Origin of the sequence: Mesorhizobium sp. Mes31 (genome assembly GCF_024519675.1) — a bacterium.
GTDB lineage: Bacteria > Pseudomonadota > Alphaproteobacteria > Rhizobiales > Rhizobiaceae > Mesorhizobium.
On the sequence record NZ_JALJRL010000018.1, the window covers coordinates 86,612 to 105,693 of the forward strand.

Annotated in this window: 16 protein-coding genes and 1 pseudogene (1 of these 17 cut by a window edge); 6 read left to right on the forward strand and 11 right to left on the reverse strand. The window is 62.3% G+C overall.

Annotated elements, in window-relative coordinates; all coding sequences use genetic code 11:
• From NR193_RS25820 to NR193_RS25835, 4 genes and pseudogenes are all read left to right on the forward strand, one after another.
• A pseudogene (locus tag NR193_RS25820) lies at positions 1-1,143 on the forward strand (ABC transporter permease); it begins 997 nt to the left of the window's first position.
• The gene (locus NR193_RS25825) at positions 1,140-2,195 is read left to right on the forward strand and encodes a hypothetical protein (protein WP_256753573.1); all 1,056 of its coding nucleotides are present in this window, start codon (positions 1,140-1,142) and stop codon (positions 2,193-2,195) included. The pseudogene NR193_RS25820 and the gene NR193_RS25825 overlap by 4 nt, the downstream one beginning before the upstream one ends.
• Positions 2,195-3,691, forward strand: coding sequence for a sugar ABC transporter ATP-binding protein (locus NR193_RS25830; RefSeq protein ID WP_256753574.1), 1,497 nt, complete (start codon positions 2,195-2,197; stop codon positions 3,689-3,691). Before NR193_RS25825 ends, NR193_RS25830 begins: the two co-directional genes overlap by 1 nt.
• Before the next feature lie 358 nt (positions 3,692-4,049).
• Positions 4,050-4,457, forward strand: coding sequence for a carboxymuconolactone decarboxylase family protein (locus tag NR193_RS25835; RefSeq protein ID WP_256753575.1), 408 nt, complete (start codon positions 4,050-4,052; stop codon positions 4,455-4,457).
• 4 nt (positions 4,458-4,461) lie between these two features.
• Here the strand turns inward: NR193_RS25835 and NR193_RS25840 are convergent, their stop codons facing one another.
• Genes NR193_RS25840 through NR193_RS25875 form a run of 8 tightly spaced genes read right to left on the reverse strand, consistent with a single transcriptional unit; the run spans position 4,462 to position 11,551 of the window.
• Entirely contained in the window at positions 4,462-5,349 is an 888-nt protein-coding gene (locus NR193_RS25840) for an amidohydrolase (protein ID WP_256753602.1), read from the reverse strand.
• Positions 5,349-6,467: a VWA domain-containing protein gene (locus NR193_RS25845; protein ID WP_256753603.1), complete on the reverse strand. Its 1,119-nt coding sequence runs from the start codon at positions 6,465-6,467 to the stop codon at positions 5,349-5,351. Before NR193_RS25845 ends, NR193_RS25840 begins: the two co-directional genes overlap by 1 nt.
• Before the next feature lie 5 nt (positions 6,468-6,472).
• A complete protein-coding gene (locus tag NR193_RS25850) occupies positions 6,473-7,354 on the reverse strand; it encodes a MoxR family ATPase (protein ID WP_256753576.1) in 882 nt (293 codons plus the stop codon).
• A gap of 9 nt (positions 7,355-7,363) precedes the next feature.
• On the reverse strand, positions 7,364-8,368 hold the full coding sequence (locus tag NR193_RS25855) for a xanthine dehydrogenase family protein molybdopterin-binding subunit (protein WP_091581178.1): 1,005 nt from the start codon (positions 8,366-8,368) through the stop codon (positions 7,364-7,366).
• Between the two features lies 1 nt (position 8,369).
• Complete coding sequence (locus tag NR193_RS25860; protein ID WP_256753577.1) at positions 8,370-9,737, reverse strand: xanthine dehydrogenase family protein molybdopterin-binding subunit; 1,368 nt, start codon at positions 9,735-9,737, stop codon at positions 8,370-8,372.
• Between the two features lie 12 nt (positions 9,738-9,749).
• Positions 9,750-10,232, reverse strand: coding sequence for a (2Fe-2S)-binding protein (locus NR193_RS25865; protein WP_256753578.1), 483 nt, complete (start codon positions 10,230-10,232; stop codon positions 9,750-9,752).
• A gap of 59 nt (positions 10,233-10,291) precedes the next feature.
• Positions 10,292-11,086, reverse strand: a complete 795-nt coding sequence (locus NR193_RS25870; RefSeq protein WP_256753579.1) for a xanthine dehydrogenase family protein subunit M — start codon at positions 11,084-11,086, stop codon at positions 10,292-10,294.
• A gap of 21 nt (positions 11,087-11,107) precedes the next feature.
• Positions 11,108-11,551, reverse strand: coding sequence for an SRPBCC family protein (locus NR193_RS25875; protein ID WP_256753580.1), 444 nt, complete (start codon positions 11,549-11,551; stop codon positions 11,108-11,110).
• Positions 11,552-12,688: 1,137 nt separating this feature from the next.
• Here NR193_RS25875 and NR193_RS25880 point away from each other — a divergent pair.
• Together NR193_RS25880 and NR193_RS25885 are read left to right on the forward strand one after the other, a co-directional pair.
• Positions 12,689-14,395 carry a BTAD domain-containing putative transcriptional regulator gene (locus tag NR193_RS25880; protein ID WP_256753581.1) on the forward strand — a complete coding sequence of 569 codons (1,707 nt, stop codon included), beginning with the start codon at positions 12,689-12,691 and terminating at the stop codon, positions 14,393-14,395.
• A 400-nt stretch (positions 14,396-14,795) separates the two neighbouring features.
• A complete protein-coding gene (locus NR193_RS25885; RefSeq protein ID WP_256753582.1) occupies positions 14,796-15,971 on the forward strand; it encodes a YcaO-like family protein in 1,176 nt (391 codons plus the stop codon).
• Between the two features lie 304 nt (positions 15,972-16,275).
• Here NR193_RS25885 and NR193_RS25890 read toward each other — a convergent pair whose 3' ends face one another.
• From NR193_RS25890 to NR193_RS25900, 3 genes are all read right to left on the reverse strand, one after another.
• Positions 16,276-17,103, reverse strand: coding sequence for an AraC family transcriptional regulator (locus NR193_RS25890; protein WP_256753583.1), 828 nt, complete (start codon positions 17,101-17,103; stop codon positions 16,276-16,278).
• 182 nt (positions 17,104-17,285) lie between these two features.
• The gene (locus tag NR193_RS25895; protein ID WP_256753584.1) at positions 17,286-18,053 is read right to left on the reverse strand and encodes an SDR family oxidoreductase; all 768 of its coding nucleotides are present in this window, start codon (positions 18,051-18,053) and stop codon (positions 17,286-17,288) included.
• 13 nt (positions 18,054-18,066) lie between these two features.
• Positions 18,067-19,065, reverse strand: a complete 999-nt coding sequence (locus NR193_RS25900) for an ABC transporter permease (RefSeq protein WP_256753585.1) — start codon at positions 19,063-19,065, stop codon at positions 18,067-18,069.
• Between the last annotated feature and the right edge of the window lie 17 nt (positions 19,066-19,082).

Here is a 19,082-nt window from a genome sequence, read left to right on the forward strand (position 1 = left end):
GTCACCATCGACATCCGCTGGCTGAAGAACCGCCACAAGGTGCTGAACGAGGTCTATGTCGCGCCGGTCTACCTCAAGATGGGCGCGACACAGTCGGCCGCACCCGGCTCCGGCACGCCCTACGAACTCGACAACAGGTTGTCGGCAGCCGACCACATCGGGCTTGGTGAACTGGAAGGGCCTGAAGACGTCATCCTCGACCGCGACGACCACCTCTATTGCGGCACGCGGCATGGCGAGATCGTTCGTTTCTTCGCTCCGGACTACGTCAAGTCGGAAGTGTTTGCCCATATTGGCGGTTTTTCGCTTGGCCTGGCCTTCGACAAGGCAGGCAATCTGATCAGCTGCGTCGGCGCCATGGGGCTCTATTCCGTATCCCCGGATCGCGAGGTGAAACGGCTGTCGGCCGAGACGTCGCGCTCCTGGACTTCGATCGTCGACGATGCGCGGCTGCGCGACCCCAATGATTGCGACATCGCGCCCGATGGCCGCATCTATTTCACGGACTCCACGAAGCGCTATGATGCGCATGATTGGGCGCTGGACTCGATCGAGAACCGCGCCACCGGCCGTCTGCTGGTCTACGATCCGAAGGACGGCTCTACGAAGACGCTGCTCGATGGCTATCGCTACACCAACGGTGTCTGCATGGCGCATGACGGCAAGTCGCTGTTCTTCGCAGAAAGCTGGGCCTGCCGCGTGCATCGCTACTGGCTTGGAGGACCGAAGGCCGGCACTGCCGAATGCGTCATCCGTGACATGCCGGGCTACCCCGACAACATCAACCGGGCGTCCGACGGCAATTACTGGATGGCGTGGCTTGGCATGCGCACGCCGAGCTTCGATCTCTCGCTGCGCCACCCCGACATGCGCAAGCGCATGACGCGCCGGCTGCCGCAGGACGAATGGCTGTTCCCCAACATCAACACCGGCGGCGTGGTCAAGTTCAACGAGAAGGGCGGCATCGTCGAGGCGATGGGCGATCTCACAGGCGGTGCGCACCCGATGGTCACCTCGATGCGCGAGCACAAGGGATATCTGTTCGTCGGCGGCATCCTCAACAACCGCATCGGCCGCTACAGGATTTCGGGCGCGGACCCGAACTGGACCAGCCCCGCTTCCTATTGGGGGGCAAGACCATGATCCTCGATCCGATCCTGGATATCTTTCGCGGAAAGGCCGTCACCATCCCGCCGCTCGACGGCGCCTTCCGTCCCAACACCCGGCTGGACGATGCGCCGGCATTTGCCGAATTGACCGAGCCGGACAATCTGCTGATCTCGGGTGACAGGCTGCTCGTCTCTGCCGGTAATGCCATCTACTCGCTTGCTGCCGGCGGCGCGCCCGTCGTGGTAGAGGCCTTTCCATCTCCCGTCACGGCGCTGGCGCTGTCGCCATCGGGTGAACTGACTGTCGGGCTCGAAAGCGGCAAGCTGCTGATTGCCGGCAAGGAAGTCTTGCTCCCGGCTGATGTGCGCTGCATCACGGCACTTGCCTACGCGGACGATGGCACGCTTTGGCTGGCCAACGGTTCGGCCGAGCACGCGCCGTCGCAATGGGCCGCCGATCTGATGAAGAAGGGCGCCTCCGGTTCGCTTTGGCGATGTGGACCGGGAGCGATCGGTTTCCAGAAGGTCGCCGGTGACATCGCATTCCCCTACGGTCTTCATCCGATCGGCAAGGATGTGCTGGTCGCAGAAAGCTGGCGCCATCAACTGGTGCGTTTCGACGGCGAGACCGGCAACCGCTCGAGAGTGCTGGCGCATCTGCCCGGCTATCCCGCGCGCCTTTCCCCATCTCCTGACGGCGGGGCTTGGCTGACCTTGTTCGCGCCGCGCAACCGGCTGATCGAATTCGTGCTGCAGGAAACGCACTACCGGCAGGACATGCTGGCACAGGTGCCGCCGGCCTACTGGATCGCGCCGGCGCTGGCTTCCAGCCGCAGCTTCCTTGAACCGCTGCAATGCGGCGGCATCCGCACCATGGGCATCCACAAGCCGTGGTCGCCGAGCCGCTCCTACGGGCTGGTGGTCAGGCTCGACCGGGAGATGCAGCCGCAATTCAGCCTGCACAGCCGCGCCAACGGCACGCGCCACGGCATCTGCAGCGTCGCCGAGAAAGACGGCCGGCTGTTCATCGCCTCCAGGGGCGGCGACTGCGTGCTGGCGATCGACCTCGCGTCGGGAGGCTTTTGATGGAACCGATCGTTCGCCTGGAGAATGTCACCAAGAATTATCGCGGTGTGCCCGCGGTGAAGAATGTCAGCTTCGAGTTGCGCAGGGGCGAGATCCACGCGCTGCTCGGCGAGAACGGCGCCGGCAAATCGACGCTGACCAAGATCATCGCCGGTGTCGTCGACGCCACGTCGGGCAAGATGTTCCACAAAGGCGCCGAGATCGCCTACGCCTCGCCGCATGCAGCCCTCGAGGCCGGCATTGCCATGGTGTTCCAGGAAACCAGCCTGGTGCCGTCGATGACGGTGGCGCAGAATCTTTATCTCGGTACTGAAAAATTCCTCAACCGACTGCGCGGCACGTATATTTCAGCACAGCAGTTCCTGCAGTCGCTGAATTTTCCGGTCGATCCGAACGCCATGGTGGCGACGCTGGGAGCGGCCAAGCGGCAGATGGTCGAGATCGCGCGCGCCGTCCACCACAATGCCGAGATCATCATCTTCGATGAGCCAACGGCGACGCTGACGCCGGAAGAAAAGCGCCACTTCTTCGCGTTGATCCGCCGGCTGAAGGCGAGCGGCGTTTCCATCGTCTTCATCAGTCATGCGCTGGAAGAGGCGCTGATGATCGCCGACCGCATCACCATCCTGCGCGACGGCGAACTGGTGATCACCGACGACACCTCGGCCTTCGACCGGGACAGGATCGTCGCCGCAATGGTCGGGCGCACTTTGTCGGGGCAGATCTATCGCCAGCGCGACGAGGCGAAACTGCGCAAGGCGGGCCGGAAGGTGCTGTCGGTGCAGGACATCTCGATGAGCAATGTCGTGCGCAACAATTCCTTCTCGATCTTCGAGGGCCAGATCACCGGCGTGTTCGGGCTGATCGGCTCGGGCCGCACCGAAACGTTCAAGATCGTGTCGGGCATCTACAAGCGCGATTTTTTGCGCGGCGGTGCGATTGAGCTCGACGACCGGCCGGTACGCTACCTCGTGCCGAGCGAAGCGGTGGCCGACGGCATCGTCTATGTCACCGAGGACCGCAAGAGCGAAGGCATCTTCGAGACGATGGGCATCGCCGAGAACCTGTTCGGCGGACTGCTGGCGGCGGGCCGCGAAAAGGCATGGGTAATCAACGCGCAGGAGATGCGCACGCTTTCGGCCGAGTGGACCAAGACGCTGAACATCAAGGCGATCAACGACAATGCGCGTGTGGTCGAGCTGTCCGGCGGCAACCAGCAGAAGGTGGTGATCGGCAAGGGGCTGGTGCAGCAGCCGCGCATCGTCATCTTCGACGAGCCGACGCGCGGCGTCGATGTCGGCGCGATCGCCGAGATCCATCAGATCATAAACAGGCTGGCCGATGAGGGCCTCGCCGTCGTCGTCATCTCGTCCTACCTGCCTGAGATCATGAACCTGTCCGACCGCATCCTGGTCTGCCGCCAGGGGCGCATCGTCGAGGAGTTTTCGCCGGCCGAGGCGACGGAGGAGAAGATCATGTATGCGGCCGTGCATTAGGTTTCTGGCTGGTGCCTGGTGGGTGCGTAACGTTGGCAATTGGCCAAAACGCCTGTCCCTTCGTCATCCTGGGGCGTAGCAAGGAGCGAAGCGACGCGGCGCAGACCCCAGGATCCATGCCGGGACTCGGAAGCGTCGCCACGGTGCAGAATTCTGCTCCGCTGCACACTTCGAGAGACGTCACGGAATGGATCCTAGGGTCTCCGCGACGGAGCTTCGCTCCTGCTTCGCCCTAGGATGACGAAGGTGAGAGTTCGCCAGATTTCCACTGTGTTACGCTCAGCAAAAACTGAATCACCCAAGCCAGTTGCCTGCAATTGCTCAAGACCTGATTCAATTCACATGAAAGGACCCAATCATGGCCACCACAAGACTTCTCAGCGATGCCGAGGTGGAGAAAATCCCGGCCGTGAAGGCGGTGTTCGACGACATCCGTGCGACGCGCAAATCCGATTTCGTCAACAATTTCTGGCGTGGACTGGCCAATGATCCTCCAGCGCTGAAGCGGATCTGGGAACAGCTGAAGGTGGTGATGGTGGCCGACAGCGCCATTGATCCACTCACCAAAGAGATGATCTACATCGCGGTATCGACCGCCAATGGTTGTTCGTACTGCGTTCACTCGCACACGGCGGCGGCTCGCGCCAAGGGCATGACCGACGCGCAGCATGGCGAGCTGGTGTCGATCATCGGTCTGGCGGGGCAGACCAATCACATGGTCACGGCGCTGCAGATCCCGGTCGATCCGCAGTTCGAGGTGAAGTGAGGGGTCAGACGGGCCGATAAACCTTCTCAGCCGTGTTCCAGAAAATATCGGCCTCAGCCGCCGTGCCATGCCTGGCCACTGCATCTCGGTGCGCCTTGATCAGCTCGGCGTGGCTGGTCCACAGTTTCTCGATGGGGAAGTTCGAGCCGAACATCAGGTGGTCGCTGCCAAGGATGTCGATCGCATTGTCGATGATGTAGGCAATCAGCACCGGGTCGTTGCGGTGGACGAAGGTGCCGAGGCCGGACAGCTTGGCATAGAAATTGGGCGCCGCTGACAGCGTGCGCAGGCCGGCCTTCCAGGCCTCAGTGGTTTCCGGCTCCATGCTGGTCAGCATGCCGGCGTGGGTGAGGATGAAATTGGTCCGCGGGTTCTCGCCGACCAGGGTAAGGCCGTCCTTCATTTGCGCCGGGAAAAGCTGCAGGTCGAAGGACAGGCCATAATCCTTCAACCGCGCCACATTGGCGCGTATCTTCGGGTCGATGACCTGGTCGGCCGAAGCGGCGAAGCGGAAGGCCGGCGTCTCGTGCCAGTGCAGTTGCATGCGCACGCCGCGCAGCAGTGGATACTTCTTCAGTCGGTCGATCTGCGGCCTGACATCGTCGACGGTCATGTCGGCATAACCGACAATGGCATGCGGCCAGCCGGTCTCTTCAGCGGTCTTCTGCAGGAAGGCGACCTCTTTCTCGAAATCCTCCTTGGCCCAGTTGGTCTGGACATAGACGGCCTTCTCGACGCCGGCGCCCTGCTGATCGGCCAGAAATTCCTCCATCAGGTAGTCGCGACGGATCGGCTCGTAAGGGCCGAAGATGCGCGGCACCATCGGTCCGACCAGCCAGGGCTGGTCTTGCTGGCGCCAGATGTGGAAATGCGCGTCGATGGCTTTCTGCATCATGAAACCCTCTTCCAGATTGCCGCTGCCGCTGGGGCAGGGTGGGCAAGCGACAGAATGAAATCTGTGAGACCGGCGAGCGACGAGCCGTCGACGAGATCGTCGAGCACCGGCAGGATGGCGCGCAGTGCCGCCGTTGCCGGCCGGAAGCGTGGGTCGCCGGCCAGCGGTGTCGCCAGCGAGAGCCGGAAGGCGCGGGCGCTCAGCCGGCGCATAGCCGTCTCCAGTTCAGCATGATCGCCGCGCTCCAGTGCGTCCGAAAGGATGACGACGGCAGCACCGCGCGCGAAGGCCGAGAAGCGCGGCACCGAGAGGAAGGCGAGCAGGGTTGGCCCCATTCGGGTGCCTCCGTCCCAATCGTCGACCAAGGCCGCCGCACGCGCCAGCGCCTGGTCGCGGTCGCGAATGCGCAGCGCCGAGGTGATGCGGGTCAGCCGTGTGCCGAAGGTGAAGATCTCGACACGATCCCCACCTTGCACGGCGGCATGAGCGAGCTTGAGATAGTCCGCAGTGTGCAGCTTCATCGAGCCGGAGACGTCGATGAGCATCAAGAGCTTGCGCGGCACGGTCTGGCGGCGGCGCAGCAGCGGTGAGGGGACGTCGCCATCGGCGCTGACGATTTCCCTGAGCGAGCGGCGCAGGTCGAGCTTGCCGCGCGAATGGGTGCGCACGGTTCGGAAGGAGCGGCGGGCGGGCAGGGCGGAGGCGAGCTTGCGTTGAAAACCGGTCAGCCTGTCGTCGTCGCGCTGGAAGTCGCGCGTGCTCAACTGTTCGGCGCCGGAGGACAGTTCGCCGCCTTCCTGCTGGCTAACCACCTCGATCTCTTCCTGGTCCGAGCCCCCATCATCCTTGATGCGGGTTTCCTCGTCGGCGTCGCCTTCGACCACAGCCGATGTGTTGCCATAGAAATGGCTTTGGAAATGCGCTTCGAATTCGTCGCGGCGGTCCGGCGGTGGCGCCAGTGTGGCAAGGGCGGCCTCGCGGATATCGGCCATCGAGCGCGGTCCGAGCAATGTCACCGCTTGCATGAAACCTGACACCTGCTCCGGCGCGACGGCAAAGCCATAGCGGCGCAGCAGCCGCCCGAAACCGAGGAAGGGCCCGGCGGCGTGGGGCAGGGCGCTCACGCCAGCGCCTCCTCGACGATCCGGCCAAGCTCCGGCGCGATGTAGGAGAGGTCTTCCTCGTCCTTGATCAGCACGCCGATGGCGCGGCGAAACGCCTCCGGCCACGGGCTGCCGCCCTTTTCCAGGATGGTGGCGGCATTGGCCCATTCGACGGCCTCGGCGATGCCGGGCGGCTTGGCCAGCGGGCGTGCGCGGATGGTCCGCACGGCTGCCGCGACCGCGCGTGCGGTGGCTTGTGCGACATCGCCGGCGCGCAGCATGATGATGGCGGCCTCACGCTCGGCGTCGGGATAGCCGATCCAGTGATAGACGCAGCGCCGGCGTAGGGCCTCGGCCAGCTCCCGGGTGCGGTTCGAGGTCAGGATGACGATCGGCTGAGCCTCGGCGCGGATGGTGCCGCGCTCGGGAATGCTGATCTGGAAATCGGAGAGGAATTCCAGCAGCAGCGCCTCGAATTCATGGTCGGAACGGTCGATCTCGTCGACCAGAAGCACGCGCTCTTCCGGCGCCTTCAGCACCTGAAGCAGCGGCCGCGCGATCAGGAAACGGTCGTCATAGATGTCGATTTCCTTGTCGCCGGCATGCCGGATGGCGAGCAGCTGGCGCTGGTAGTTCCATTCGTAGAGCGCGTGCGCGGCGTCGATGCCTTCGTAGCATTGCAGCCGCACCAGATCGCGGCCGAGCAGACTGGCGATCGCCTTCGCCGCTTCCGTCTTGCCGACGCCGGGCGCGCCTTCGAGCAGCAGCGGCTTGCCCAGCCGGATGGCCAGGAAGATGGCTGTGGCCAGGCTCTCATCGGCCAGATAGCGCGAGGCAGCGAGGTGCTGCGCCACCACCTCCGGCGAAGTCGCGACAGTCTCGGCGTTCACCTCGGGCATTGTCAGCACTCAATTCGGTGCTTGCGCCTTGAGCGCGCGCAGGATGCGTTCCGGTGTGATCGGCAGCGTGTCGATGCGCACGCCGACCGCGTCGAAGACGGCATTGGCGACCGCCGGTATCTGCGGATTGGCGCACATTTCGCCCGGTCCCTTGGCACCGTAGGGTCCGTCGGCGGAAGGTCGTTCCAGCACGATGATCTCGGTTTCGGCAAGATCGCCGGGACCCGGCATCAAATACTGGTTGAAGTCGGTGCCGCCATGGTCGCGGTTGGGATAGTAGGGCTCGGTCGTCTCGTAGAGCGCGTGGCTGATGCCCATCCAGGAGCCGCCCACGAGTTGCTGCTCGACCATTTTCGGGTTCAGCGCGCGGCCGATCTCGAAAATGTTCTTCACTGTCAGCACGGTGACTTCGCCTGTCTCGTCATCGACCTCGACCTCGGCCACGGTGCAGGCATGGGCGTAGCAGGTCGACGGCTTCATCGCGCCGGTCTCCTTCTCCGGATAGGAGCGCGGGATCAGGAACATGCCGCGGCCGGAGATCGAGCGGCCGCGCTTGAAATGCGCCGACAGCGCGACATCGAAGATCGAGATCGACTTCTGCGGGGCGCCCTTGACCAGGATGTTGCCCTGGCCGTCGGTCTCGAGGTCGGAGGCGTTGACCTCCAGCTCCTCGGCCGCCACTTCCAGCATCACCTGGCGCGCTTCCCTGGCGGCCTGGATGACGGCGTTGCCGGCGCGGTGCGTGCCGCGCGAGGCGAAGGTGCCCATGCAGTGCGGGCCGGTGTCGGTGTCGGCGGTGTCGACGACGACACGGTCGGTCGGCACGCCGATCGTCTCGGCGCAGATCTGTGCCATGATCTGCTTCATGCCTTGGCCGAGATCGACCGATGACAGCGTCACCATGAAATTGCCGGTCGGCGTCGAGTGGACCAGCGCCTGGGTCGGATCGCCGCCAAGGTTCATGCCGGTCGGATAGTTGATCGCGGCGACGCCGCGTCCGCGTCTGATCGCCATTTCAAGCTCCCTTCGCGTAGGAGGACATCGCCATGTACTTCTCCGCCACCGGCCAGTTGGCCGCGCGTGAGGCTTCCTGCATGCATTCGATCAGCGCAGCCCCCACGGTCGGCTGGCGATGCGCCTTCATGTCACCGTCGCGATAGGCGTTGATGAAGCGGAATTCGAGCGGGTCCATGCCGATCAGCCGCGCCAGTTTGTCCATCTGCACCTCCAGCGCGAAGTCGCCGATGGTGACGCCGAAGCCGCGCATGGCGGAGGAGGGCGTGCGATTGGTGTAGACGCAATAGGCGTCGATCCAGACATTGGGGATCGTGTAGGGGCCGGGATAATGGCCGGCGCCTTTCTGCGCGCCATAGGGCGAGTGGCGCGAATAGGCGCCGGCATCGGTATAGCCGGTGACTTTGCGGGCGACGATGCGGCCGTCCTTCATGACGCCGTCCTTGATGACCACCTTTTCGGCCGCGCGGGGTGACGATATCTGCATCTCCTCCTCGCGGCTGTAGATGAAGGAGACCGGCCGGCCGGTCAGCTTGGCGCCGAGGATGGCGATTGGCTCGACGATGACGTCGACCTTGCCGCCAAAGCCGCCGCCGACGGTGCCGCCGACGAAATGCAGCTTGTTGCCGGGCATCTGCAGGATGATCGAGGCATTGTCGAGGGTGAAGAACATCGCCTGCGTGTTGGTGTAGCAGGTGAAGCGGTCATTGCCCTCGGGCGCGACCACGCAGCCGGTGGTCTCGGTCGGTGCATGCTCGATCGGCGAGGACTGGTAGCTCTGCTCCAGCACATGATCGGCGCCTGCAAAGCCCGCCTCGACATCGCCGAAGCGCACCTTGCGGCATTCGCCGCTGTCATAGAGGTAGTAGTTCTGGCCGTGGTATTCGTTGACCAGCGGCGCGCCTGGCTTCAGCGCCTCCTCCATATCGAAGACGGCCGGCAACACCTCATAGTCGACCTTCACCTTGGCCGCGGCCTCCTGCGCCGCGCGCTCGGTCTCGGCCAGCACCGCCACAACGGCCTCGCCCTTCCAGCGCACCTTGCCGTCGGCCAGCACCGTCTCGTCCTCCGGCCCGATCTGGATCAGGATCAGGATGGTGTAGACATTGTGCGGCACGTCCCTGGCGGTCAGCACCCTGACGACGCCCGGATGCTTCTCGGCCTCCGACGTGTCGATCGAGCGGATGCGGGCATGGTGATGCGGGCTGCGCACCATCTTCAGGTGCAGCATGCCGGGGAAATTGCGGTCGGCGAAAAAGGCGGTCTTGCCGGTGACGTGGCCGGGCGAATCCGAGCGCGGCCGTGGCTGGCCGATCTCGTGCAGATCGTCCTTGCGCACATCGGCGAAGTAGTTCTTGCGCAGTTCCATCTCTGCTTCCCCTCAGGCCGCGTTCTGCGAATTGGCGCGGGCCGCAAGCAGCACCGCCTGGATGATCGGCTCGTAGCCGGTGCAGCGGCAGATGTTGCCTGACAGCGCCTCGACCACCTCCTCGCGGCTGGGATTGGGCGTGTGGTCGAGTAGCACCTTGGCGGCCATGATCATGCCCGGCGTGCAGAAACCGCATTGCGTGGCGAAGGTGTCGAGGAAGGCGCGCTGCAGGGGATGCAGGACGCCACCTTCCGAAAGCCCCGATGTCGTGGTGATCGCGGCGCCATTGCAGGTCTCGGCCAGCGTCAGGCAGGAGAGCCTGAGCTCGCCGTCGATGATGACGGAGCAGGCGCCACAGGTGCCCTGATGGCAGCCGCCTTTCGGCGAGGTGTCGCCGATCTTGTCGCGCAAGGCGTTGAGCAGCGTCGTGCCGCTGTCGATGAATTCGGCCTTTTCAGAACCGTTGAGCGTGAATTGAACCGGGACCTTTGCCATGTTTCCTCCTTGCGCGCCTGCCCGAACAATCGGACAGACGCGCGCCCCCCGACAGGTGATTAGCTGAGCAGCAGCCGGCGCAGATGGACCGGCAGGACTTCCGCGCGATACCAGGCGCTGGCGATCGGATCGGTCATCGGCGAGGTGCCTTCACCGGCGGCGGCCAGCGCCAGCGCGATGCCGTCCTGGTCAAGCCTTCTGCCGAGCAGCGCCTTCTCCGCCGCCCTGGCGCGTATTGGCCGGTCGGCCATGCAGCCAAGCGCTATTCGCGCCAAGGACACGGTGCCGTCACCAGCCTGTTCGAGCATCGCGGCGATGCTGAGCACCGAGATGCCTTTCGGCTTGACCCGCGACACTTTCAGGAAGCGAAAATCGCCAGCCTTCGGAAGCGTGAAGCCGACCGAGATTACAATGGCGCGGCTGCCGTCCCGCTTGGCCAGAAAGGTCTCGACCGGCGTTTCGCCATCGTCGGTGCTGACCGTGGCGCCAAGCGCCAGCAGGGCAACGGCGAAATCGCCATAGGGCGCCGGTGCGAACAGGTTGCCACCAACGGTCGCCATGTTGCGGATCGCCGGGCCACCGACGGCGCGGGCGGCCCTGGCAAGGGTGCCGAGGTCCGGATGGCGGGCGATCGCCGCCATCGTCACCGAAGCGCCGATGCGGACCTTGCCGCCGGCAATTTCGATGGCAGACAGGGCTGGATCGGTCGAGCGGACGAGGCCGGAAACCGAAACATCGCCCTCATTGGCCGCGCGGACCACGAGTGTACCCCCGCCGAGATAGCGGGTGCCCTGGGGCTTCAGCGCCGTCTGGGCGTCCTTGACCGTTGCGAAAGTCTGTAGTGCTAGCGCCATGGCGTGCCCCCGCGTTGCGGCTCAATTCTGGCCGGCGAAATGGCTCTTCAGGGCGTTGAAGCCGCCCTGGAAGACATTGACACCCATGCCCTCGGCCAGCTTGCCGGCTTCCTCGGGTGCCGCGTCGAAGCTGGCGGTCCATTCGGCATAGGTGCGGTCACCATCGGTCACGCGCCGCAGTTGCAGCGTCGCCTTGTGGTTGGTCAGCGGCTGTGGCGTCTCCAGGATGGAATAGCTGACGAGGAAATTCGCATCGGAGAAGTCGAGCAGCTTTTCACGGATGCGGGCGCCGCTGGCGAGCTGGAAGTTGCGCACGCAGCCGATCGTGCCGGCGTCCTTGCCGTCCTCGATATGGCTTTCGACCATGCGCGGATGCCAGCTCGGCAGTCCGTTGAAGTCGCGTATGCGCGCCCAGACCTTTTCGACCGGCGCGTCGATGACGCTGGAGATGGTGACTTTCGCCATATGGATGTTCCCTTGCAATGCGACAGTTGGGCAAGGGTAGGGCGGCCGTCTCAGGGGCGCTTATCAATGCGTCTCGAGTGCGTATCAATCAGTCTGAAAAAGGACCTCCGGATTTCTTTCTTTGCCACACTTCAAGATGCATGAAGCCTTTGATTGCGCCGTTTGCCGGCAGCGATTGTAGGCTGCTGGGTCTGTTTTGCGCCAAGCTACCTCTCGGGGCGCATTCACCTGGCTAGAGAGGGGCGGTGCTATAGACCGCCCCTTTCTGGACCTCAGTTCCGGCAGTTGGGACTGACAGGGTCATACATTCGTGGGCTCACTCCGAGACACTTGGACGTCGACTCGGCGCCGGCGTTCCCGATGGCCCCTGCCTGGGCAGGATCCACCATGCCTTTAGCGACGAATGAATCTCGAGTCGCCGGTTCACCCCAGGTATCGAAGTCGCCATTGTCGGCACGTAGACTGTGAACACCGACGAAGGGGGCGGTGTTCGAGTAGGCTGCTTCGCTCACGATCGAGTTCGCCAAAAGGCCGAACACTACAAGCGAAACCGTACGAGTGGTGCGAGTCGTCTGGTTGGAAGCAAAGTACAACATATCATCCTCCTTTTGTTAGTCTCTCGTGATTGAGAAACTGCATGGAGGTTACGAACGGGTCCGGTGCCTTCCGTGAAAAAATGAAGCCCTGATCGTGAAAACTCGAAACCGGACATTTTGATTTGGCGGGCGGTGGCTGCCGGAAAAGGACTAAAGACCCAAGACGTGATACATGATAATGAGCTAAATTGCACGATGTGAGGCGTCGTGACCTATGGTCGGAGCAGCTGAACCAGACACGCGGCCGTACCTAAAGTTGCTGGGCAGAGTTGCCTTGCACGATTGCGATGGGCGCGACCTGACTCCAAAATCCCGAAGGTCTGTCTGCCTACTCGCCTTTCTGGCGCTCCAGCGCGATGGGCAAGCTACGCGAGAGAAAATCTGCGGATTGCTATGGAGTAGCAGAGGTGACGAACAAGCGCGCGACTCGCTTCGCCAAACCTTGGCCGACCTCAGACGAACATTCGGAGAAAGAGCCAAACAGCTCCTTCGAGCCACAAGAGACACGATTGGAATCGATCTGGGAGAACTTCGCGTCGATGTGCGGATAGTCGAACAGATGTTGGCCCAAGGGAACTCCGAAGCAACCCTCTTTGCGGCGGACCATTGGGATGGTGGACTCTTGGAGGGCCTGATTTCTCCAGACCCCGAATTCGACACCTGGTTGAGCATCGAGCGGATGCACATAACAGAAATTGTCGTACGTTCGGCCGGCGTCGCTCTTGCGGTCGCTGTTCGAACGGGATGCGAGCCGGACCTTCATAAGCTGGCGGAGTATCTCATTCGAATTGAGCCAACAAACGAGGCTGCTCACTCGGCTTTGATTGGATGGGCGCTAGACAAAGGCAATGCATCCGCAGCACTTCGACGCTATGAGGCATGCCGCGAGGCATTTAGACGTGATCTCGATTCCGAGCCTCCATCGGCTTTGCTGCGGCTCGCCGAAGCCGCACAGAGTCCCAAGCGCGAAGCTTTGAGCCGACAAGCATCAGGCGGGTCATTGACCTGCCGGCGGCTGCCTTCCGTCGTGTTGGTTGCCAGGCCACCAGTAGGGCCGCCGGAGTTAACCAACGGGCTCGCTGGTTTCCTGTTTGAAGAGCTGGTGGGAGCGTTGGGACGATCGCACAGTCTTGCATTGTTGCTCCCGACGCACCCCGGGGAACGCCTCGATGCGACTTACGCGCTCGTGATGAATGTTTGGGTCGACGAAAGGCGACTGCAGGCTTCCTTCAGATTGAGCAGGAGCATCGATAGGACGCATCTGCTTTCGGAGCGAATGGACAATGAAAACCTGGGCATTGTTACAGCGTCGCTGGCAGATTTGGATCGGATTGTCAGCCACGTTGAATACGCAATCGCAACCGACCATCTACAAGCAGGAAAAAAGCTGGATGATGCTTACAGTATATGGTTGGACGCCGACCGATTAACCGAGAGCTTTCGTTCGCGTGATCTCGACGGCGCTGTTTCCATGTTACGTCGAGCCGCCGCCCTGGACCCCGGATTTTCTCGCCCTATCGCAGGGCTCGCGTCCATTCAACTTTGTCAGCCAATGGCAAACCCTAGCAGCGAAGTCACCTCACTTTCGTTCAGCGGAGCACTCGCATTGGCCAAGAATGCTGTGGCGATCGATCCGTGGGACGCCAGGAACCGTGGCGTTCTAGGGTGGGCTTACTACCGCATGGGGCTTTACACCCAGGGAGAAAAGGAATTCAGGCGCGCCGTCGAGCTTGACCCCTATGACCCCGCCGTTTTGATATCCGCTTCCGAGGGACTCGCCTGCTATGGTGACGGCAATGCGGCTGTTACGTATGCAGAGAGGGCGTTTCACCTTCACCCCGCGACGCCAGACTTTTTCCACTTCTTCGGACTTCAAGCATTTGCCATGGCCGGAGCCTATGAACGAGCCCTCGATCATGGCTCAGCCCTCTGGTCATTCGGACTGGCCGAGCCGCTGGCATGGAATGCGTTCGCGTTGACCAAGAGTGCCCGCCACGACGAAGCTCATACGTCCACGATTGCATTCCTGAAAATAGTTGAAACACGTTGGGAAGGCGGATGCTTTAGCCCGGTCGCAGCGATGCAGTGGTTGGATCAGATCACTCTCGTCTCTGATCGGCATAGACGCGAGGAATTTCTGACTTGCTTGGCCAAACTCATTTCAGAAATCACCGGATGCCCGCTTCAGAGACTGCTACCTACACCCCATAATCGTCACGAAACCCAACTCCTGAAGATAAATATCTAGAGTCCCTTTGTACTCATTTACCACTGGTATTACGATGTGTACCGTAGATGCGTCGTCACGAACTACATTGATCTGCAATTCAGCCAATTGCGACGGATCTATGCCGGCGTCCTCCAAGGCTGATATTGGATCCGCGACGAAATTCTGAAATTCACCTTGATCAGTGGCCGCTTTATATATCAGTTTTCCTACCTTTAGACACGCCGCTGGGTCTGTTGCAAAAGTGAGCGAGCCGCCGTCGTCCTCACTGCCTCTCTTCACGGTAGGAATGGTCCGAAGCCGCATCTCATACCTCCCTGGTAAGCTTTCAAGCTTCCGTAAGTCCAGAATGAATGGCTCAGAGTAATTTAGGGAACTCTAACACATAAGGCTGTCGGCACAAAGAGGGCGTACTGAACCGGTGAACGGAAATTTCGATTTACTTCATCTGACCCATACCGATGCTCCTGCGGAGTTCATCGTCGCTGCACGGGAGTCCGCTGGCAAAGCCGAGATACTCGGCTCGGGACGGGGTCTGACGCGCGAGAATGCGCTGGCATCCTGTCTCGGCGAAATGGCGGAGCGAGCGGCGGCTTCTCAAATCGACGCTCTCCAAATCGTTGAGGCGCGTGCAACCGATCTGCCAGGAAGTTCTATCGCGCCCAACCAATTTTGGCAGTTTTCGGACATTCAACTCCGAGATGGTCCCAATCCAAGTGAATTGATTTCACCGCGCGCATGGTCGGTCGTCAAGGAACATGTCTCCAACTGCACCAGCTGGTGCTTGGCGAAGCCAAATCGCGCTGGCCCAGACGTATTCGTGCCAATCGTCAACGTCGTGCTCGGGGAGGGACCGACAGATAGCAATGGTCTTGCCGCCGGCATTGACCGCTCCACTGCCCAGGTCACCGCGCTGCTGGAACTTGTGGAACGAGATGCAGTCGCTATCTGGTGGTACGGGCGCATAAGACGTCCTTCGGTGCCGCTCGGAACGCTTCATGAGCCGGCCCATTCGGATTTGCGACGTTGGCTAGAGCGGCGGCAACGACGCACTTGGCTCCTGGATCTAACGAACGACCTCGGCGTGCCAGTCATCGCCGCCATTTCGGCCAATCAGAACGGCTCAAATATCGCCTATGGTTTCGCAGCGCATTTGTCGGTCCGGCAAGCTAGTCAGTCGGCCGTCTTGGAGATGTTGCAGAGCGAGCTATCGCTTATCCTCGCCGAGAAGAGGGCGTTGCAGTCCGGTAAGCCAGAAGGCCCAGCCGGACGGTTCTTGTCTTGGTCGCGCTCCGCATCGGTTTCACGCATGGCCCACCTCTTGCCCGATCTCGACGCACCTACCATTCCTTCTACCAACGCGCCAGCTGCGGATCTGAGCGATGTAGTTGCGAAAAAGACAGGGGTACCAGCAGTATTTGTGGACCTTGATCTGCCGGACGATACATTCAAAGTTGTTCGTGCATTATCACCATGCCTCCGGTCATGGCGGCCCAGATTTCGAAGAGGTCGACTTCAGTCCGTACCTCGGGCTCTTGGTTGGGCGCGCGAGGCATTCGACGAGACCTCTTTTGATGGCAACGTCATTCTAATCTAGAACCAGGGATCGCAATTCTAGAACCAGGGATCGCAATCGGCTGATGCTGAAGCCTGTTGGCTCCGCCAGCTAACAAGCGAGAGGTAGCACCGTCATCGCAACATTGGCGCGCTGCGGTAATTCAATGCCCGCTGCTGGGATGCTCGGCAATTCGGCCGAACGCAAACGAGCTTGCGCTCCGGGTCGATACGGTCCTGATGGCTATCCCGCACGTCCGGAGGGGGCGCAAATGAGACATCGCTTCCCGACTGCATTCGATGACGGCAATACGGTGGGAGTCTGAAAAAGGTGGCGGGCAGGTGGTTCAGGCGATCGCCCGCGCCGCCTCGCGATAAAGCGTCGGCGGCACGCCGACATGGTCGCGGAAGAAGCGCGAGAAATTGCCCTGGGTCGTAAAGCCGAGATTGCACGCGACCGAGATCAGCGGCTCCTGCGACCATTGCAACTGCCGCACCGCTTCTTCCATGCGCAGCGTGTTCCAGTAGACATTGGGCGTCAGGTTTGTCTGTTCCTTGAACAGGGCGAAGAAGTGCGGCCGCGACAGGCCGACGCTGCGCGCCACCTCGTCGAAGCAGATGCGCTCGCAGACGTTGGCCCTCATCAGCTGGATCGCCTTGCGGACGCGGAAATCCTGCATGGTGTTTATGCGGATGCGCGCCTCTTGCGGCGCCGAGGCGTCGGCGGCATCGAGCACGCTGTCGATGAAGCGTTCGATCTCGTAGTTGGCGACATCGTCGACGCTCTCATTGTCGCTGAGGTGGTCGAGCAGGTTGGCGGCGGCCTGGTGCAGCCACGGCTCGAGGTTGATTGCCGCCTGTGAGAACAACGGCGCGGATGAAGGCAGGTCGCGGCGGCGGCGGGCCCAGTCCGGATCGATGTAGAAGGCGAGGAACAGGCCCGGCGTGCCGTTCTGCGACAGGACGTGGCTGTGCGGCTGGAAGGAATTGATGCCGGCGGCGGTGCGAGGTCCGAGCCGTACCGTCTCGCGGCCGATGGTCATCTCGCCGGCGGTGCCCTCCAGCCAGATGATCAGATGTGCCTCGCCATGAGCATGGGTGACGAAGTCGCTTGCGACATTCAGGACAGAAACATGTCCGAACCGGCCCCAGTAGAGCCTGATCGCTTCCGTCATGGGTATATCCTCCCGCAGGCGACTGGCCTCCCTTCGCCTGCAGCGGGGATTGTGCGGCCGAGTTCGGGCGCGCGTCAAGGCGGGGTCGCTGTGTGGACACCTTCAGCGGGCCATGACAGAGGATTTTCAGACTGAACGATAGGCAGCAGAACGAATAGCGCCACCAGGCAGCAAATTGTCTCTCAAACCGAGGCCGTCATGCCGCCATCGACATAGAGCGTGTGCCCGTTGACGAAGGACGATGCATCGGAGGCCAGGAACACGGCGGCGCCGATCAATTCGTCGACATTGCCCCAACGCCCGGCCGGCGTGCGCTTCTCCAGCCAGGCGGAAAACTCCGGATTGTCGACCAGCGCCTGGTTCATCTCGGTGCGGAAATAGCCGGGCGCGATGGCATTGATCTGCAGGCCATGTTTCGCCCAGTCGGTGCACATGCCCCGGGTCAGGTTGCGGATCGCGCCCTTGGTTGCGGTGTAGGGCGCGATGTTCGGCCGGGCCAGTTCGCTCTGCACCGAGCCGATGTTGATGATCTTGCCCTTGCCGCGCGGGATCATGTGGCGGGCGACGGCCTTGCCGGCATGGAAAGCGCCTGACACGTTGGTCTTGAACAGCCGCTCCCATTGTTCCTCGGGAAAGTCCTCGAGCGGAGCACGGAACTGTATACCGGCATTGTTGACGAGGATGTCGATGGCGCCGATCTCGGCCTCGATGCGGGCGACGTCGGCGTTCACGGCCTGAAAGTCGGTGACATCGAAGACCGAGGCATGTGCCTTGAAGCCGCTATCGCGCAGCTTTTCGACGGCGCCATCGATCCTGGCGCGGTCGCGGCCGTTGAGCACCACGCTCGCCCCGTGTTCGGCGAGGCCGCGCGCCAGGGCGAAGCCTATGCCCTGGCCGGAGCCGGTCACAAGCGCCAACCGGCCCTCGAGACTGAACAGGGAGTTTGCCATGGACCGTTTCGGCCTAGTCGCTGCGGCGGAAATTGCGGATGCGGTCGAACAGCACCGCCAGCAGAATGGCGCCGCCGATGAACACGCCTTGCCAGAAGGCGTTGATGCCGAGCAGACCGAGGCTGTTGCGGATCACTTCGATGAGCGCCGCACCGACGATGGCGCCGAAGGCGGTGCCGACGCCGCCGGCAAGGTTGGCGCCGCCGATGACGGTGGCGGCAATCACCTGCAGCTCCATGCCGGTGCCGATGTTGGTGGTGACCGCGCCGAGCCAGCCGGTTTCGATGACGCCGGCAATGCCCGCCGACAGCGCCGAGATCATGTAGACCGCAACCTTGATCTGGCGCACCGGCACACCGGTCAGCGTCGCCGCATGCTCGTTGCCGCCGATGGCGAAGATGTGCCGGCCGAACTTGGTCCAGCGCAGGATGAAGCCGGTGATCAGCGCCAGCACGATGGTGTAGAGCACCGGATTGGCGATGCCGAACAGCCAGGCGCCGCCGCCCAGCGACAAGAGCTTGGCGTGGTCGGGTCCGAACTGGAAGACGACTGTGTTGTTGGAAGCGACCATGGCCAGGCTGCGGGCGATCGACAACATGCCGAGCGTCACCACGAACGGTGGAAAGCCGAGATAGGCGATCATGATGCCGTTGAAGGCGCCGATGGCGAGCGCGGTGGCGATCGAGGCCAGGATCCCGACCTCGATCGAGTAGCCGGCATGCATGGTGACGGCCAGTACCATCGACGACAGGCACAGCACCGAACCGACCGACAGGTCGATGCCGCCGGTGATGATGACGAAGGTCATGCCGAGCGCGACGATGGCGACGAAGGTGACGTTGCGGGTGATGTTGTAGAGGTTCTTCGAGGTGGCGAAGGCGTCGGTGGCGAACGACAGGAACAGGCAGGCGAGGATGACCGCGATCACCACCCAGAAGGTCTGGCTGGCAAACATCCGTGCCGGCAAGGATTGCTGCTTGTGTTCGATCGGCTGGTCAATTGTCAGTGCCATCGTCGACCTTCATGTGC

What these genes read in the sequence shown, in the direction of transcription:
- NR193_RS25825 (WP_256753573.1), top strand. Translation starts at nt 1,140, where the DNA reads ATGATCCTCGATCCGATCCTGGATATCTTTCGCGGAAAGGCCGTCACC.
- NR193_RS25830 (WP_256753574.1), top strand. Translation starts at nt 2,195, where the DNA reads ATGGAACCGATCGTTCGCCTGGAGAATGTCACCAAGAATTATCGCGGT.
- NR193_RS25835 (WP_256753575.1), top strand. Translation starts at nt 4,050, where the DNA reads ATGGCCACCACAAGACTTCTCAGCGATGCCGAGGTGGAGAAAATCCCG.
- NR193_RS25840 (WP_256753602.1), bottom strand. Translation starts at nt 5,349, where the DNA reads ATGCAGAAAGCCATCGACGCGCATTTCCACATCTGGCGCCAGCAAGAC.
- NR193_RS25850 (WP_256753576.1), bottom strand. Translation starts at nt 7,354, where the DNA reads ATGCCCGAGGTGAACGCCGAGACTGTCGCGACTTCGCCGGAGGTGGTG.
- NR193_RS25855 (WP_091581178.1), bottom strand. Translation starts at nt 8,368, where the DNA reads ATGGCGATCAGACGCGGACGCGGCGTCGCCGCGATCAACTATCCGACC.
- NR193_RS25860 (WP_256753577.1), bottom strand. Translation starts at nt 9,737, where the DNA reads ATGGAACTGCGCAAGAACTACTTCGCCGATGTGCGCAAGGACGATCTG.
- NR193_RS25865 (WP_256753578.1), bottom strand. Translation starts at nt 10,232, where the DNA reads ATGGCAAAGGTCCCGGTTCAATTCACGCTCAACGGTTCTGAAAAGGCC.
- NR193_RS25870 (WP_256753579.1), bottom strand. Translation starts at nt 11,086, where the DNA reads ATGGCGCTAGCACTACAGACTTTCGCAACGGTCAAGGACGCCCAGACG.
- NR193_RS25875 (WP_256753580.1), bottom strand. Translation starts at nt 11,551, where the DNA reads ATGGCGAAAGTCACCATCTCCAGCGTCATCGACGCGCCGGTCGAAAAG.
- NR193_RS25890 (WP_256753583.1), bottom strand. Translation starts at nt 17,103, where the DNA reads ATGACGGAAGCGATCAGGCTCTACTGGGGCCGGTTCGGACATGTTTCT.
- NR193_RS25895 (WP_256753584.1), bottom strand. Translation starts at nt 18,053, where the DNA reads ATGGCAAACTCCCTGTTCAGTCTCGAGGGCCGGTTGGCGCTTGTGACC.
- NR193_RS25900 (WP_256753585.1), bottom strand. Translation starts at nt 19,065, where the DNA reads ATGGCACTGACAATTGACCAGCCGATCGAACACAAGCAGCAATCCTTG.